Source organism: Photobacterium phosphoreum (assembly GCF_002954725.1).
Classification (GTDB): Bacteria; Pseudomonadota; Gammaproteobacteria; order Enterobacterales; family Vibrionaceae; genus Photobacterium; species Photobacterium phosphoreum.
The window spans coordinates 1,324,019-1,340,314 of record NZ_MSCQ01000002.1; the positions used below are offsets into that span (position 1 = coordinate 1,324,019).

Annotated in this window: 15 protein-coding genes; 11 read left to right on the forward strand and 4 right to left on the reverse strand. The window is 39.0% G+C overall.

Going from position 1 to position 16,296, the window contains the following annotated elements:
• The first annotated feature begins 457 nt into the window (after positions 1-457).
• From BTO21_RS17760 to BTO21_RS17775, 4 genes are all read left to right on the forward strand, one after another.
• Positions 458-1,186: a response regulator gene (locus tag BTO21_RS17760; protein ID WP_045030180.1), complete on the forward strand. Its 729-nt coding sequence runs from the start codon at positions 458-460 to the stop codon at positions 1,184-1,186.
• Between the two features lie 96 nt (positions 1,187-1,282).
• Complete coding sequence (locus BTO21_RS17765) at positions 1,283-2,734, forward strand: ATP-binding protein (protein WP_045030179.1); 1,452 nt, start codon at positions 1,283-1,285, stop codon at positions 2,732-2,734.
• A 13-nt stretch (positions 2,735-2,747) separates the two neighbouring features.
• A complete protein-coding gene (locus tag BTO21_RS17770) occupies positions 2,748-4,004 on the forward strand; it encodes an ABC transporter substrate-binding protein (protein ID WP_045030177.1) in 1,257 nt (418 codons plus the stop codon).
• 27 nt (positions 4,005-4,031) lie between these two features.
• Positions 4,032-4,700: an alpha/beta hydrolase gene (locus BTO21_RS17775; RefSeq protein WP_045030175.1), complete on the forward strand. Its 669-nt coding sequence runs from the start codon at positions 4,032-4,034 to the stop codon at positions 4,698-4,700.
• A gap of 88 nt (positions 4,701-4,788) precedes the next feature.
• Here BTO21_RS17775 and BTO21_RS17780 read toward each other — a convergent pair whose 3' ends face one another.
• Positions 4,789-6,153, reverse strand: coding sequence for an MATE family efflux transporter (locus BTO21_RS17780; protein ID WP_052672673.1), 1,365 nt, complete (start codon positions 6,151-6,153; stop codon positions 4,789-4,791).
• Between the two features lie 104 nt (positions 6,154-6,257).
• On the opposite strand from BTO21_RS17780, the gene BTO21_RS17785 reads away from it, so the two are divergent.
• From BTO21_RS17785 to BTO21_RS17805, 5 genes are all read left to right on the forward strand, one after another.
• Positions 6,258-7,142, forward strand: coding sequence for a LysR family transcriptional regulator (locus tag BTO21_RS17785; protein ID WP_045030171.1), 885 nt, complete (start codon positions 6,258-6,260; stop codon positions 7,140-7,142).
• Positions 7,143-7,171: 29 nt separating this feature from the next.
• Positions 7,172-9,091 carry a metallophosphoesterase family protein gene (locus tag BTO21_RS17790; protein WP_045030169.1) on the forward strand — a complete coding sequence of 640 codons (1,920 nt, stop codon included), beginning with the start codon at positions 7,172-7,174 and terminating at the stop codon, positions 9,089-9,091.
• Between the two features lie 107 nt (positions 9,092-9,198).
• The gene (locus tag BTO21_RS17795; RefSeq protein ID WP_045030168.1) at positions 9,199-9,519 is read left to right on the forward strand and encodes a hypothetical protein; all 321 of its coding nucleotides are present in this window, start codon (positions 9,199-9,201) and stop codon (positions 9,517-9,519) included.
• Between the two features lie 205 nt (positions 9,520-9,724).
• Complete coding sequence (locus BTO21_RS17800) at positions 9,725-10,258, forward strand: prolipoprotein diacylglyceryl transferase (RefSeq protein WP_045030166.1); 534 nt, start codon at positions 9,725-9,727, stop codon at positions 10,256-10,258.
• A gap of 95 nt (positions 10,259-10,353) precedes the next feature.
• Complete coding sequence (locus tag BTO21_RS17805; protein ID WP_045030164.1) at positions 10,354-10,794, forward strand: copper resistance protein NlpE; 441 nt, start codon at positions 10,354-10,356, stop codon at positions 10,792-10,794.
• Positions 10,795-10,901: 107 nt separating this feature from the next.
• On the opposite strand, the gene BTO21_RS17810 is transcribed toward BTO21_RS17805, so the two are convergent.
• The gene (locus tag BTO21_RS17810) at positions 10,902-11,807 is read right to left on the reverse strand and encodes a LysR family transcriptional regulator (RefSeq protein ID WP_045030163.1); all 906 of its coding nucleotides are present in this window, start codon (positions 11,805-11,807) and stop codon (positions 10,902-10,904) included.
• Positions 11,808-11,982: 175 nt separating this feature from the next.
• Between BTO21_RS17810 and BTO21_RS17815 the strand changes: the two genes are divergently transcribed.
• Positions 11,983-13,239: an adenylosuccinate synthase gene (locus BTO21_RS17815; protein ID WP_045030161.1), complete on the forward strand. Its 1,257-nt coding sequence runs from the start codon at positions 11,983-11,985 to the stop codon at positions 13,237-13,239.
• Between the two features lie 209 nt (positions 13,240-13,448).
• On the opposite strand, the gene pepT is transcribed toward BTO21_RS17815, so the two are convergent.
• Both pepT and BTO21_RS17825 read right to left on the reverse strand, forming a co-directional pair.
• Positions 13,449-14,690 carry a peptidase T gene (gene pepT / locus BTO21_RS17820; protein ID WP_045030160.1) on the reverse strand — a complete coding sequence of 414 codons (1,242 nt, stop codon included), beginning with the start codon at positions 14,688-14,690 and terminating at the stop codon, positions 13,449-13,451.
• 312 nt (positions 14,691-15,002) lie between these two features.
• A complete protein-coding gene (locus BTO21_RS17825) occupies positions 15,003-15,401 on the reverse strand; it encodes a thiol-disulfide oxidoreductase DCC family protein (protein ID WP_045030158.1) in 399 nt (132 codons plus the stop codon).
• Between the two features lie 169 nt (positions 15,402-15,570).
• On the opposite strand from BTO21_RS17825, the gene trmY reads away from it, so the two are divergent.
• Positions 15,571-16,167 (forward strand): tRNA (pseudouridine(54)-N(1))-methyltransferase TrmY, encoded by a 597-nt coding sequence (gene trmY, locus BTO21_RS17830; protein ID WP_045030156.1) that lies wholly within the window; start codon positions 15,571-15,573, stop codon positions 16,165-16,167.
• Positions 16,168-16,296: the final 129 nt, after the last annotated feature.

Below are 16,296 nucleotides of genomic sequence, written 5' to 3' on the forward strand. Positions count from 1 at the left end.
TAAAGATAGTGTTGTAATGAGATACATAGATACAATCAAAATAGGTTGTAATCTTCGATGTTTGACAAACAAAAAACTCATCCTTTCAATAATTCCAATTAGGTATAATAACATCACGCTAAATGGTTATGCCAATATTTGTTATTTCATCATTATTTGGTGAGGGTTTCTGCATTTTTGGATGATGTTTGATGGATGATATTAATGTAATAGTTATATTTTTTGACTGTTTATCGAATTATTAATTGGATGGTTTTGTATAAATAGTTGCTATTTTTGTTATCGAGATAACGAATTTTAATCGACCTTGTAGCGTTTTAGTCATTTTTCATATAATAAGAGGTCAAATACACGCGGTTAGTAATATTTCATAATTTCAAGTGTTTTTTTATAAATTAGAATGTTTTTTATTAGATTGTGTTGTATTTGTATTTTTTGATGTGTGAGGGCGATAACAATGGGCATGGGTAAAAAAGTACTTGTTGTCGATGATGATCAAGAGATCCGTGAATTACTGGATGAGTATTTAACAAAAAACGGTTTTGACGTTATTACTGCGGCAGAAGGCGAAGAAATGAAACGGCGTTTAGCCGCCGGCTATCCTGATTTGATTTTATTAGACGTTATGATGCCCGGGGATGATGGTTTTACACTGTGTCAACATATTCGTAAAAGCTCGAATGTGCCTATTATCATGCTCACTGCTGTTTCTGATGAAATGGATCAGATTATTGGTCTTGAAATTGGTGCTGATGATTATATTGCTAAACCGTTTAGTCCTCGTCAATTATTGGCGCGTATTAAAGCACTATTAAGACGAATAAAGCCCACAGATAGTTTGCCATTATCAACAGAAGCTAAATTTATTCGTTTTGCTAATTGGCGACTTGATACCACTACGCATTGTTTATTTGATTTAGAACAAAAGCTCAATTTCGAACTGACTGGCGGTGACTATTCATTACTGATGTTATTTTTATCTCGGCCCCAAGAAATATTAGATCGTGACACGATTTCTTATGCCACAAGAGGGCGCGATACTTTACCGTCAGAGCGCGGTATTGATGTTGCTTTAAGCCGTTTACGACAGCGATTAGGCGATAAAGGCCGTACTCAACGGTTAATAAAAACCAGTCGTGGTAATGGCTATATCTTTACTGCAGATGTGGTTTACGAAGACGCGTAATGCACCAATCATTACGTTGAATAAAGCTAATAACGTTAGATAAAGTGTGATCGCTTGTATGAGCATCACACTTTTTTACTATATGGATAATGGGAAATGAATTGGAAAGTGTTGTATCCGAAATCATTGGTTTCGAGAACATTGTGGTTAACATTATTAGCGGTATTTTTAGCACAAGTGATTGCCACTGCGATTTGGTATAGCCAATCAAAACAGCGTGATTTAGACGGATTACAATCTACGTCAGCGAGTATGGCGACGATGTTTGCATCAACAGTGACTTTTTTCCAATCATTACCAATGCAATATCGCCATATTGTGTTAGATCAATTGCGCAATATGGGAGGGACCCGTTTTTTTGTTTCTTTTAATGATGAAGAAATTCGTATTGATCCGATTGCTAATTCAGAACAAAAACAGATGGCAGTTTCGGTGTTTGAAAAAGTGTTACATCAAAAATTGCCACGGTTGCCAACAATAAAAGTTGAATTTTCTCGCCCTGAAACATTACATGTGATTAAAAATGATATTTTATTGAGCGATTTACCCCGATCTTGGGTGCATAATACGTTAAGTTTAGAGCCATTAAATCCGCCTATTTTAGTGGTGCAAATCGAATTAGAAAAAGATCAGTGGCTGTATATTGCGGCATTATTACCTGCACCTTATATGAACTTAAAAGATGAAGTGATCACTCGCCAACAAATTTTGTTTTTGGTGTTTATTACCGGTTTGTTATTAGTCTTTACCTATATCATGGTACGTCGTCAAACGAAGCCATTAAAACAATTGGCTGATGCGGCAAACGCGTTAAGTCTCGATATTTATCAACCGCCTCTCAAAGAGGAAGGTGCAACGGAGTTAGTGATGGCAACGCAAGCATTTAATCGAATGCAGTTGCGATTACGGCGTTATATTGAAGATCGTGAGCAACTATTTTCATCTATTTCGCATGATCTTAAAACGCCTATTACTCGGTTACGATTACGGGTTGAATTGATTGACGACGATAAGAAAATTGATAAATTTAATCACGATCTCGATGAATTAGAAATGATGGTTAAAGGGGCATTACAATGCGTAAAAGATACCGATTTGCATGAAAATATTGTCCCGATTGATTTAAATTTACTACTAGCAAGTATTGCTGAACGACATAATCATCATGATATCAATGTGACTTTACCAACCGTGACGATTGCACCGATGATGGGTAAAGCATTAGGTTTAAAACGGTGTTTAAGTAATTTAATTGATAATGGGGTTAAGTACGGCCATAAAGTCACTATCGCCGTAATTGATAAGCCCGATAAAATAATTATGACGATTACCGATCAAGGGAAAGGGATTCCAGAATCATCATTATCAGCAGTGTTTGAACCTTATTTCCGTTTAGCGACCGATGTTGACGGTCATGGGTTAGGGATGGGTATTGCGCGTAATATTATCCATGCTCATGGTGGTAAATTAGTGATTAAAAACGGTTTAACCAAAGGGTTAATTGTTGTGGTCGCTTTACCTCGAGTCTTGTCGGTAGCATTGGCTTAAACAAAGAGAAAATATGAAACTAAAATATCTTATGTTTGCATCTGTTTTATCATGGTTACCCGTAACCTCTGCGGTGGCATCTGGCCAAGTTGAAGTGTTGCATTGGTGGACATCAAGTGGTGAAGCAAAATCGGTCAAAGTGCTTAAACAGATGATGGAACAGCAACACCATAGTTGGAAAGATTTTGCGGTTGCTGGTGGCGGTGGTGAAAGTGCGATGACAGTCTTAAAAATGCGGGCAGTATCGGGTAATCCCCCTACGGCTGCGCAATTAAAAGGCCATGATATTCAAGAATGGGGACGGTTAGGTTTTTTAACGTCACTTGATGATGTCGCTCAGCAAGAACGTTGGGATCACGTCTTGCCTCCTGTCGTTGCAAATATTATGAAATATAACAACCATTACGTGGCCGTACCGATTAATGTACACCGCGTTAATTGGCTATGGGTTAATCCTCAAATATTGCATGCAGTAGGGGTAAAAGTCCCCACAACCTTAGATGCATTTTTTGTTGCAGCAGATAAAATTAAAGCGGCAGGATTTATCGCGTTAGCGCATGGTGGTCAGCCATGGCAAGATGCGACGTTGTTTGAAAGTATTGCGTTGGCAGTATTAGGTTCAGCTGATTACCGTAAAGCATTTGTTGATCTTGATATGGCTGTAATCAACAGCGATAAAATGGTGGCGGTATTTAGACAATTTAAACGGATGAAAGCGTATATTGATCCCAAATCGGAAGGGCGACATTGGAATTCTGCTACCGAAATGGTGATTAATGGTCAAGCAGCCATGCAGTTTATGGGTGATTGGGCTAAAGGTGAATTTGCACAAGCGAATAAACAAGCGGGTAAGGATTACTTATGTGTTCCTGCTCCTGGCACTCAACATCAGTTTACCTTTAATATCGATAGTTTGGCCTTTTTTAAATTAAAAGGGACTGAGGTCGATAATATTGCACAGCATGACTTAGCCCAAACATTGTTGACCCCCTCTTTTCAGCGTATTTTTAATTTAAATAAAGGGTCGATTCCGGTTCGATTGGATATGGACATGACAGCGTTTGATCAGTGTGCGTTAGATTCAATGCAAGCGTTTAAGCAAGCATCATCATCGGGCGATTTAGTGCCAAGTTTTTCGCAAAATTTAGCCACAACTGCTGATGTACAATCAGCCATTGTTGATGTGGTGAGTGAATTTTTTAATCAGGCAGATCCTGACCCAACATTAGCGCCATCAAGACTTGCACGGGCAATAAAATCAGCGATATAGTGGCGTAGGTTTATAAAGGATAAGACTATGAATACAACCTATTTACCTTGTGTTGAAGTAGAACCAACCGTTAGCGCGACTGCCAGTGTTATTTGGCTGCATGGTTTAGGCTCTAATGGTCATGATTTTGAAGCAATATTGCCACAATTACAGTTACCTGCTGATATGCCTGTCCGGTTTATTTTTCCGCATGCGGCGTCTATTCCCGTTACGATTAATGGCGGTGCAGTAATGCCGGCATGGTATGACATTATTTCATTGGATGTGTCACGTAAGCTTAATGTCGAGCAACTGATGCATTCTGCTCAGCGCGTGATTGATCTTATTGAACGTGAAATCAGCCGTGGTATTGCCTCTGAACGTATTATACTGGCTGGATTTTCTCAAGGGGGCGCAGTGGTCTACCATGCGGCTTTGTGTTATTCAAAACCATTGGCAGGGTTACTGGCATTATCGACCTACTTTCCAACCGCCAATGTTATTCAGTACAGCGACGCTAACCGTGAGATTGATATTGAGATCATGCATGGTAGCTACGATCCTGTGGTTGTACCTAAACTTGGGGAAATGGCTCGGGATGACTTGATTGCGGCGGGTTATCAGCCTCATTGGCGAACGTATCCAATGGAACATCACGTCTGTATGCCACAAATTAAAGATATTGCCATCTGGATAAAATCACAGCTTAGCTTATGAAGTCGATGATAATATAAAAGAGTGACTGATAAAAAAGCAGCGGATAAGAGTATTATCCGCTGTGTGGATTATGATTTCGCGTAATAAGCTAAAGAGCAGGTTGTGGCATTGATGGTGTTACTTTGTTTCGTTGTTGTAAGTCATGCCATACCATTGGTAATACAATAATGCTTAACAATATTGTAGATAGTGGCATTGATAGCCATACCCCATTAACCCCTAACCATTGCGGTAAGAAGTATAAAAACGGCAATTGCACTAACATGTTACTGATGGAGATAGTGAGCGCTTTTCCTGCCTTATCAACCGACATAAAATACACGGTTGCCAGAACAATTAAGCCATCTAAAAACATCGCAAACAGGTGTAATTGAATGCCACTAACCGCTTCCGAGGTCAGTGCCGCATTACCGCTATTAAATAATCCAATCAATGTGTGTGGGAAACTATACAATAATGCAAACCATGAAATACCGGCAATAATCGTTACTTTAATCGCTAAAAAAGTTGTTTTACTGATATTTTGTGGTTGTTTAGCGCCATAGTAATAGCTCACTGGTGGTTGCATACCCTCTGCGATACCCTCAGCAACTAAATAATATAATGTCATCATATAGCCAACAATCGCAAACGCACTAACAGTAAGTTCAGTGCCATATTGCATAAACTGGTAATTATGCAGAGCGACCACGAAACTGGCATAGAGATACATGATTAACACCGATGAACCAAGGCTCATTATTTTCCAGCAGTGACTAAATTGAATATTTACTATTGTTAAACGGATACGAAGTGGTGAATATGCAGAACAAAAATAGATGATCCCACCAACAACAGTAATACTTTGCGCAATAATGGTCGCAATCGCGGCACCTTGTAATTGCCACTTAAAAATACCAATAAACAGATAATCCAATACAATATTAGTCAATGCACCTGCAATTAATAATCCGGTGGCTATTTTAGGGCTATCATCATTACGGATCAGCATTGGGATTGCACCGGCAAAAATAGTCACAAATGCCGCCCAACCAAAACTTTGAACATATTGTAGAGCCAACGCTTTTATGGTGTGGTTAGCCCCTTGAATGGTTAATAATGTTTCACCAAAATGAACAAATAACACCAACGCCATGACACTGATAACGGTAATTAATAATACGGCATGATCTAACGCCCGTTGCGCATGGTGAGGATTTTTTTCCCCTCGAGCAATAGAGATAAGTGTCCCACTGCCAATACCAATCATTAAACCTAAGCCTGATAACAAATAAGTAATCGGCCATGCCATATTAATTGCAGCTAACCCTTGATAGCCCACATAGTGGCCAACAAAAATACCATCAACAATTTGATATAGACCAGTCACTAGCATGGCTGCAATAGACGGGATCGCATAACGCCAAAAATTTTGGTTAATAGTGAGTGTTGGCGGTGAGTGAGTTAATGGCATCAGAAATCTCATTATATTAGTCGCATATTGGTAGCGGTATTATCCTTGTTTATTAGATTGTTCAAAGATAATATCTATCTTATTTTCGGATGGATTAAATCGCAATGGATTGGACATTAGATCAGCTTAATGCGTTTGTTATATCAGTAGAACAAGGTTCCTTTTCAGGTGCTGCTCGCCGTATAGGTAAGGCACAATCACGGATAAGTACTGCCATCAGTAATCTTGAAGCCGATTTAGGGTTTGATTTGTTTGATCGTAGTGCCCGTTTACCCGTATTAACACTTGCGGGTGAACAGATGTATGAAGAGGCGAAAGTGGTTTTAGCCCAATGTGATCGGCTGCAATCACGGGCATTGACCTTAACTAAAGGCGAGGAAGTATCACTCACTATTGCAATGGATGAAGCAACACCCACCACCGTATTTGAAGAGTTTTTTGAACGGGTTGCTGCTACTTTTCCATTGTTAAAGTTAACTATTATTAGTGGGTCTAAAGATGATATTGCAGGTCAAGTTGATGATTTAACTGCAGATTTGGGTATTTTATTTTTTAGTAAGACTCTGCCGAGTAGTTTAGAATTTACCCCTATTTGTGAATTTAATTCATCATTGATTGTGGCTAAAAATCATCCATTGGCAAAAATATCAGCACCAACGATGCAGCAACTCGGGCAATATCGGCAGCTATTAATTTGTGATCGTATGGGCTATTACCATACAGATGCACTGTCGGCGAATTATTGGCATATTGATAGTTATTATTCGATTACGGCGTTTGTATTAAGGAATATGGGATGGGCATTTGTGCCTGATCATGTGTTTAATTACTCAATCTTTAAAGATGGGGTGGTGAGGTTATCAATAGAAAATATTCCGACGTCACCGTGGATAGATATGGGATTGGTAAAGCGACGCGATCAAGGTAATGGTCCGGTTCTTCGCTGGATGTACCAAGAACTGAAAACCATGTTTGCGCAACATAACTAACAGCTTATTATTGGCGAATGGTAGAAAAAATGGAAAAGAGTTTGGTGAGAGATCCTTTACCGCTAGTTGTGGCTGGACCTATTTTACGAAAAGTAACCGCAAAAGAATTAACAATATGGTTGGTTACAACCCGTCAATTTGAGGCAGATTTTAGTCTGTTTATGGGATCAGATAAAACACCTTTTTATGAGGCTAGCTTTAATTCTGCCGAGCAAATTCAAATTGGTAAACAGGCGTGGGTGGTACTGGCTCATTTTATGGGCGATTTTCCACAAGATACACCGCTTGAATATCAAATAATGACAGCAGAAGGATCATTAACCGAATTAATGCCTGATTTATTGTATGCCAATGAATCTCGCTTGAGTGTGGTGATTCAGCAACGTGCTGATTATGTGCTGCATGGTTCGTGTCGTAATCCGCATTACCCCAGTAAAGACAGTTTGGTTGCTGCTGATAAGAAAGTGAGTACGTTAGCTGCTGTTGATCGTCCGAGCTTATTGATGATGAGTGGCGATCAAATATATGCTGATCATGTTGCTGGACCGATGTTAGATGCCATTCAACAAGTAACAGCATTATTAGGGTTACCTGATGAGACATTTGAACAGGCACAGATTGCTGATACCACTGCCTTGTATCAACACCCACAAAATATTTATGGGCGCGATAAATTATTACCCCATTATGTTAATGATGAAAGCTGGTGGCGTCGTTGCTTACCGACAACCACAACGCCTATTTTTAGCTCGCGTGAATGTGAAAATCATTTAATTAGTTTTAGTGAATTCTTCGCGATGTATTTATTGGTATGGTCGCCGACATTATGGCCGTTGGTTGATCGCAACCGTTTTGCGCGTAATGGTTATTGTAATGCTGGTGTTGCTGTGTCACCTAAGTGGCAGCAAACATGGCAACATGAAGCGCCCATTATTGATGATTTTGTTGCAGGCCTTAACCATGTATGTCGATTAATGGCGCATATTCCGACGTATATGATTTTTGATGATCATGATATTACCGATGATTTTCAGCTAAATCGGCGTTGGGAAACTGCGGCTTACAATAATCTGTTTTCTCGACGTATTATCGGTAACGCTTTAATGAGTTATTGGCTATGTCAGGGATGGGGTAATGCGCCTGAAAAATTTACTCAGCCTTGTTTAGATTTAGCTCGAACATTTTTTGAACGGCCAACACCGCAAGCCCAAGATGCGTTGGCAGCGTATTTTTATCGGTTTGAAGAGTGGCATTATACTATTTCAACGGTGCCGAAGTTGGTGGTGCTAGATACACGCACTCGACGTTGGCGTTCAGAGTCTAATCCTAATCGTCCTTCAGGATTGATGGATTGGGAAGCACTGGTGGAATTACAGCAAGAATTATTGCATGAATCGGCGGTGATTATTGTTTCTGCCGCCCCCATTTTTGGGGTTAAGTTTATTGAAACCTTACAACGAGTTATGACCTTATTAGGCCAACCATTGGTGGTTGATGCTGAAAATTGGATGGCGCATCCAGGCTCTGCTAATACCTTATTAAGTATTTTTACACATACTAAAACCCCGACGACATTTATTATTTTATCGGGTGATGTGCATTATTCGTTTGCCTACGATATTACGTTACGCAATTTGAACGGTCAGTTTAAAATATTTCAAATCACCTGTAGTGGACTTAAAAACGAATTTCCAAATCGGTTGCTGAGTTTTTGTGATTGGATGGATCGCTGTCTTTATAGCCCGCATTCCCCCCTTAATTGGTTTACTAAACGGAAGCGACTATTAATTGAAAAGCGCGATCCAGATGTTATTGGTCATCGTCGCTTAATCAATAAAAGTGCGATTGGTGAATTGTATCTTGATGAGCAAGGGGCACCACGAGTGATTGATATATTAACCGCAGAAGGGGAGGTGATCCATTTCCCAGTCAAAACATCTCAACAATAATATGGCATTTATTTTACTTATAAATGACAATAGTATCAATATAATGTGATTGTGTTATTATTATTAACTTATTTTGGTACTAGTGATTAATTATAAGTGGAGGGGATATGCGTTTTTCACAGAAGGTAGGTTTCACCTTGTGCGCTTCTTTGCTTATGCTAACTCTGTTGTTAATTGTTGTTGCTAGACAAACTTACAGTACAAAAGCGGTCGTTGGTACAGTCGTGAACGTAAATACTGCTCGCTTTCAGAGTAACAATAAGTTTTATTTACAAGTTATGTCTAATCAAACAAATAATATGGTCAAGATTGATATACGAGATGGATTTTATTGCCCTATTGGTTCTCAAGTGGTGTTTGTACAAAAGAGCTGTATGTTATTTGGTGGTAATGCCTATGAGTTTATTTCATGTGATTTTTCATATTGACGACGGGATTAATTATTGCCGATATTGATGATGTTATTTCTCATATTTATGGTTTTATTTTTATAAATAAAACAGATTTAATACCGCATTATAAAAAAAAATGACCTATTATTGACTTTGACATGACGTTAATTAGATATGTTTTTCATACTAATGGTGGATACTGTTAGGGTTATATTTGAATATGAGTTTTACAGGAGTTGATATGAAAAAAAGTATTATTGCTATAGCGATTGCTGGTTTAGTGCTTGTTGGTTGTGATCAAGCAAGCCACGATTCGGCAAAAGAATCTGCGGCTTCAGTAAAAGCAACAACGACTCAAGTAAAAGACGATGTTGTTAGTACAACAGACACAGCGCTTAATTCAACCAAGCAAGCATTAACAGATTCTGCTGATGCTGTATCGGATACCGCAGATAAAGTGGCTGATAAAGCGGCAGAAGTTAAAAATAATGTAGCAGACAGTTCAGATGCTGCAGTAGAAAGTTCTAAGCAAGCAGTATCAGATTCAGCCGCTGCTGTTGAAAATAAAGTTTCTGAATTAAAAGATAATGCAGCAAATGCGACCACCGATGCTGTGGATGCCTCTAAAGATGCAGCGAGTGATGCTGTAAAGAGTGCAACAGATATGAAAGATGCCGCGGTGGATAAAACCAAAGCAGCCACCAATGATGCGGTTGATATGATTAATAAATCGGTTGATTCAGCAGAGAAGAAAGTAACTGATTTAACAAACTAATTAATAGTATAAAGTAATAAAAAAACATTGATATTGACGTTAAGATGCCGAGTATTATCAATGCTCGGTTTTTCTTTTTTCACAAGGAGTTTACGGTGAAAAAAAAATGTTTATTAGCGGTTATGGTTGTACTTGCGTTAGGCGGGTGTGATCAAGCTAAAAATGGTGCGAGTGCTACGGCGGCGAAACAAGCTGAAGAGCATAACGCACAAAATTCATTAGATTGGATGGGCGAGTACACAGGTATTCAGCCTTGTGGTGATTGTTCTGGCATTGAAACCAGCTTAACCTTAAATAAAGACGGTAGCTTTGTTTTAAATGAAACTTATCAAGGTAAAAATACTAAGCCGTCTGTTGATAAAGGTAAGTTTAAGTGGAATGATCGTGGTGATACCATCACGCTAAATCTTAGCAGCAGTCAGTCAGTGAAGTATTTCGTTGGCGAGCATCGTATTTTCCGACTTGACCAACAAGGTCAGCGTATCAAAGGTGATTTAGCGGATGCTTATACACTGACGCAAAATGACGATAATTAATTTTTAAGAAAATGCTCTGAAGTCTCTTTTTATTGGTTAAATAAGAGAGATCAGGGCATTTTTTATTACATCATATAAGTAAAAGCACTTTTTTTAGTTATTTTTCATTATTGTGAACGTTCAATCTCTTCATCTACCCAACGTAATAGCTGTTTAATAGCACGCGATAACACCTGATTTTGACGCACGATATAGCCAAGACTGGTGGTGGGAAAATGCGGTAATGGTGTGATTGTAGTTTGTAGATGTAATTTCGAATGCAATGAAAAACTCGGTACAATAGCAACCCCAAATCCTGCTTCAGCCCAGTCTATCTGCGCATCAACACTGCCAACCTCCATCACATGATATTTAGCCAGTTGTAAACTTGGTAAGGCTAAATCGATTAATTCACGGGTGCGCGTATCATGGCCTAATAAAATTAATGTTGGTTCTTCTGCGGCAAGAGGCTGTGATTCAATAATCGCTTCTGGATCCTGAGATAATTGTTGCCAGCGTTCTAAGCCATTGCCTAATGCGCACCATTTAACCTGACGCAGCTCCATAAAATGCAATGGTTGACTTTCTTTTTGGGCGATCACAAACCCTAAGTCAGCTTTGGCACTTTTTACCAGTTCAGTAGCCTGTGACGAGGTGGTATTAAAAAGAGATAAATCGATACCGGGATATTCTTTTTTAAACGCTTGAAAGGGACTGATAAGTAATAACCGCGAGATAATATCACTGGCTGCAATAGTCAGTGTGCCTTGGTTGAGTTCGTTAATCGCATTTAGATCCGCCTGACAAACTTGTAATTCCATTAAAGTGTTTTCTGCACTTTTAAGTAACCGCTCACCCGCTTGGGTTAATCTAAACGGATTCCTTTCAATTAATTTTACCCGCGTTGCTTGCTCGAGCTGTTTAATATGAAGGCTAACATTGGGCTGAGTCATATGAAGCGCTGCGGCTGTTTTTCCAAAATGTTTATGTTTAGAAAGTGCGACGAATGTATTAAGCCAATGCAAATCTACCATTTTTACCTTCTTATTTTGGTTCAGACGCTATTATTGATAATGATATTATCAGAATAAACTCAATGGTTAATGTACGCCATATAAGAGATTCTTATCAAGTTAATAACGATTATTAATTATTTTTATTGCGTCATTGAGCATAGGATAGAGGTCTTGCTTTTGAGGAGATTAAATTATGTCGTCTATTGTTGTTGTTGGTGCTAACTGGGGTGATGAAGGTAAAGGTCGGATTGTTGATTATTTAGCAGACCAAGCTTCAGCGAGTATTCGTTTCCAAGGTGGTAATAACGCAGGTCATACTGTTGTTAACGATTTTGGTACTTTTAAACTACACCAGTTACCAAGCGGCGTATTTAACCCTGATTGTATCGCTGTTTTAGGCCCTGGTATGGTTATCAGCCCAGAGAAATTAAGCCTAGAAATCGAAGAAGTAGCAACATCTGGTGTTAACGTTAAGTTATGCATCTCAGATCGCGCCACACTATGTCTACCATTGCACGCACTAGAAGATACTCTAGAAGAATTACGTCTAGGTGACGGTGCTTACGGTTCAACACGTCAAGGTATCGCACCTGCATACGGTGACCGTGTAATGAAGAAGGGTATTCTTGTTGGTTGGTTAAATCAGCCAGAAGTACTTCTTGAGCGTATTCAATTCATGATGGATTGGAAATTGCCACAGCTTAAAGCGTTATATCCTTCAATGGAGTTCACGCAAACAGCTGAAGAAATGACAGAGTGGCTACTTGAAGTGTCTCAACCTTGGCGTGACAGCATTTGTAACGTTACTGAGCCACTAAAAGCGTTACAAAAAGAAGATAAAACATTATTGTTTGAAGCACAGTTAGGTGCGGGTCGTGACTTAGTTTACGGTGAATACCCATGGACAACATCATCTAACGTGACTGCAGCTTATGCAGGTATCGGTAGTGGTTTACCAGCACTTCATCCTGAGCGTGTTATTGCTGTTGCTAAATCATTCAGTTCTTCAGTAGGTACAGGTACATTGATCACCGCAATGGAAGATCAAGACCAATTCCGTGAAGATGCTAAAGAATTCGGTGCAACAACTGGCCGTCCACGTGATATGGGTTACTTTGATGCAGTAGCAACACGTAATGGTGTTGAACTACAAGCAGCAACAGAAATCGCATTAACTAAGATTGACTGTCTAAGTGGCATGAAAGATCTTAAGATCTGTGTTGCTTACAACGGTGACCACACTGAAAACCCAATTTGGCCTCAAACTGCATCTCTAACAGCAGTTTATGAGCAAATGATGGGTTGGGATGAAGACATTACGGGTTGCCGTAAGTTTGAAGAACTACCAGAAGGTGCACAACAGTACGTACTTCGCATTGAAGAACTAATGGGTGTTCCTGTTAAAATGGTATCAGTAGGTCCAGAGCGTGACCAAATGATCCTACGTTAATCGTAGCGTAATCAAAAATTATAACGGGCGAGTTACTCAGTAACTCGCCCGTTTTTTATTTGTTTATTTATTAGAATGACACACTATTACCCTTGAACCTTGAACCTTGAACCTTGAACCTTGAACCTTGAACCTTGAACCTTGAACCTTGAACCTTGAACCCTCGAACCCTCGAACCCTCGAAACCTCGAAACCTCGAACCCTCTTCCCTATTTCCCATATTGCTCTGCGGTAATGCGGATCACATCGACCACAACATCACTGGCTGCTTGTAACGAGGGCACAGGTAAATACTCATAAATCGAATGGAAGTTGTGTGCGCCTGTGAAAATATTTGGGCAAGGTAAGCCTTTTTGTGACAACACTGCGCCATCATAACCGCCACGCATTGGGGTTGTTTTCATCTCAATGTTATTACGCGCGTAAGCTTGTTTAGCTATTTCGATGGGAAAACTGGCATCACCTTGTAAGCTATTAGCCACATTTTGATAGCGATCAGCAAGGGTTATTGTCACTGCCGCTTTGCCCCATAATGCTTGGCAATTCTCAGCCAGTGTTGCCAGAAATTGCATGCGTTGTTGATAGCCTTGATGAGTGAAATCTCTTACATCCATTTTCAAGACCGTTTTAGCACTGTTACCGCTAAGATCTTTGACCCAATAATAGCCTTCACGACCATCAGTATATTCAGGTGCTTCACCTGCTGGCAGCATAGCAATAAATTTGTGCGCCATTAACAATGAGTTTTTAAGTTTACCTTTGGCTGACATTGGGTGGGCTGATTGACCAATAAAAGTAACGACGACATCACCTGCGTTCCAGTTTTCATCGACAAATTCACCAATACCACAACAATCTAAGGTATAAGCAAAATCTGCACCAAAGGCATCGACATCAAAGGCTTTAGCCCCACGTAACCCTTGTTCTTCGTCAGGAACAAACGCAATTTTTACGTCGCCATGTTCAATGGCAGGATTATCAATCAGAACCGTCAGTGCGTGCATAATGGCTGCAATAGCGGCTTTATCGTCAGCGCCTAACAAACTGGTGCCGTCAGTGACAATAATGTCTTGGTATTGATATTGGCTAAGCTCAGGAAATTCAGCGTGTTTGAGAACGATATTTAATGCGGGATTAAGAATAATATCGCCACCAGTATAATGAACAATCTGGGCGTGAGTATCATTGCATTGCTCAGCACTGGTGTCTAAATGACCAAAAAAAGCCACGGTTGGAATTGTTCGTGGACTATTACTTGGTAAGGTTGCCGTTAGAATAGCGCTATCACGCAAAATGATATTCTGTAAGCCTAATTGGGTTAATTCTGCGGCTAATATTGTCGCTAATTCCATTTGTCCTAGTGATGACGGCATAATGCCAGCAGCACCATTTTCACGATTAGTGGTAGTGTTAATGCGAGTGTAATTTATAAAGCGATCAACAATATTCATGATATTCATCCAGAAGAAGACATTATTGAGAGTGGTGTTTCTAAGCACTTATAATGAGGGTGAATATTCCACTATTTATCGTTATTAACAAGAGAATTACTAAGCTGACCATGGGGTTTTGTGAGCTCTGTAGGATCTTATATTGTGAGGAGCTTACTAACTAGTGTTTAAAGATAGTATGACCACGATTTTTAACCCACGATAAGATCAATGACACTCAATAAAGTAACGTTCATCTGCTTGCTCTATATACTGATAGAATTAATAAGGTGGTATTTTATGAAGAAATCAGCGTTACCATCGTCAGCGACACTAATCAATTTTGCAATTTTTACAGCGTGATTTTCCTGTAAATAAATAGGAAATTTTGTAGCGATTACGGGCAAAAAATAAATAACATTTATCAGCAAAAAAACCAATGATAGGCCAGCGCAGTAGTGCTAACCATTTCTTTTTACCTATTGATTTCCAAGCAAGACAAGTGACATCAAGTCCGAGTAATAATTGGGGAGATTGCTCATGATCAGGGAAATATAAGCCATGTAATATTGTTGAGGCGTCAGTAACCTTTATATAAGGGAAACGTTGATTAAAATCAGGTGCAAGAATATCCTCAAACAGAAGCTGTTGATGATTATTGTGTATTTGTAGTTGACGCATTTCAGTAACACAGAGTGGACAACTGCTGTCATAGAATAAGATTAATTTCATAAGTTCCTCCTGATATCTCTTAATAATAGCGACTAATCGGTATTCTTTGGCTGATTTTATTATTTAAGGTTACATCGACTGTAAAACCTAGGATAATAGTCGCTATCTATTGTTAATTTTCAGTTGTGAATAATTAACGAGAAAAATTTAAACTGCTAGGATATTGATTATGCGCGCCTTCGTATTACGAGCCCGTTCTGCTCCAACAGACAGTAAGATGTTATTAGCTTCAGTTGGACAAGATGCTCACACTGAGATTTTGGCTCATGTTTTAATGAATGCTATTTTTGTAGCGCAATCACATCGTGAAGATATTATGGTGCATTTAGTTCTTGAAAGTACTCAAGACTTCTCTCGCACTATTAGTTTTAATTCAAATGAGATCACTAATTTATCTGGCTTTCATGAGCAAGCTTGGTTGGATAAAATAGCGCATGCGTTAGATAAATCTATCGGTATGAATAAAGAACAATTGCGCAATGTTGAGCCGGGTATTTGTGTTCGTACTATTAGCTTTGAAAAGTTAGTGGGTGAACTAGCAGAAGATTACCAATTATATATGCTCGATAAAAAAGGCGACTTTATTCGAGATATCGAGTTAGCTGCTAATCCTTGTTTTTTATTAACTGATCATATGCCAATGCCAAAGAAAAGTTTTAATAGTTTAAAACGTCTTGGCGCAGAAAAAATCAGTTTAGGGCCTAAAATGTTATTTGCTTCTCAATGTATTGTGCTTATACATAATGAGTTAGATCTAACGTTATAATTGTTTGGTAATTGTTGCTTATTTAACAAATAAATAAAGAGCTGTTAAGTGGTAGTTGATAATTCAACAAACGGCTTAATGGCTTTTTTATTTGTCAATTAAATAGAATATTTATGCGATATATTGTTT

Coding starts and splice junctions, on each gene's coding strand:
- BTO21_RS17760 (WP_045030180.1), top strand. CDS start 458: ATGGGCATGGGTAAAAAAGTACTTGTTGTCGATGATGATCAAGAGATC.
- BTO21_RS17765 (WP_045030179.1), top strand. CDS start 1,283: ATGAATTGGAAAGTGTTGTATCCGAAATCATTGGTTTCGAGAACATTG.
- BTO21_RS17770 (WP_045030177.1), top strand. CDS start 2,748: ATGAAACTAAAATATCTTATGTTTGCATCTGTTTTATCATGGTTACCC.
- BTO21_RS17775 (WP_045030175.1), top strand. CDS start 4,032: ATGAATACAACCTATTTACCTTGTGTTGAAGTAGAACCAACCGTTAGC.
- BTO21_RS17780 (WP_052672673.1), bottom strand. CDS start 6,153: ATGCCATTAACTCACTCACCGCCAACACTCACTATTAACCAAAATTTT.
- BTO21_RS17785 (WP_045030171.1), top strand. CDS start 6,258: ATGGATTGGACATTAGATCAGCTTAATGCGTTTGTTATATCAGTAGAA.
- BTO21_RS17790 (WP_045030169.1), top strand. CDS start 7,172: ATGGAAAAGAGTTTGGTGAGAGATCCTTTACCGCTAGTTGTGGCTGGA.
- BTO21_RS17795 (WP_045030168.1), top strand. CDS start 9,199: ATGCGTTTTTCACAGAAGGTAGGTTTCACCTTGTGCGCTTCTTTGCTT.
- BTO21_RS17800 (WP_045030166.1), top strand. CDS start 9,725: ATGAAAAAAAGTATTATTGCTATAGCGATTGCTGGTTTAGTGCTTGTT.
- BTO21_RS17810 (WP_045030163.1), bottom strand. CDS start 11,807: ATGGTAGATTTGCATTGGCTTAATACATTCGTCGCACTTTCTAAACAT.
- BTO21_RS17815 (WP_045030161.1), top strand. CDS start 11,983: ATGTCGTCTATTGTTGTTGTTGGTGCTAACTGGGGTGATGAAGGTAAA.
- pepT (WP_045030160.1), bottom strand. CDS start 14,690: ATGAATATTGTTGATCGCTTTATAAATTACACTCGCATTAACACTACC.
- BTO21_RS17825 (WP_045030158.1), bottom strand. CDS start 15,401: ATGAAATTAATCTTATTCTATGACAGCAGTTGTCCACTCTGTGTTACT.
- trmY (WP_045030156.1), top strand. CDS start 15,571: ATGCGCGCCTTCGTATTACGAGCCCGTTCTGCTCCAACAGACAGTAAG.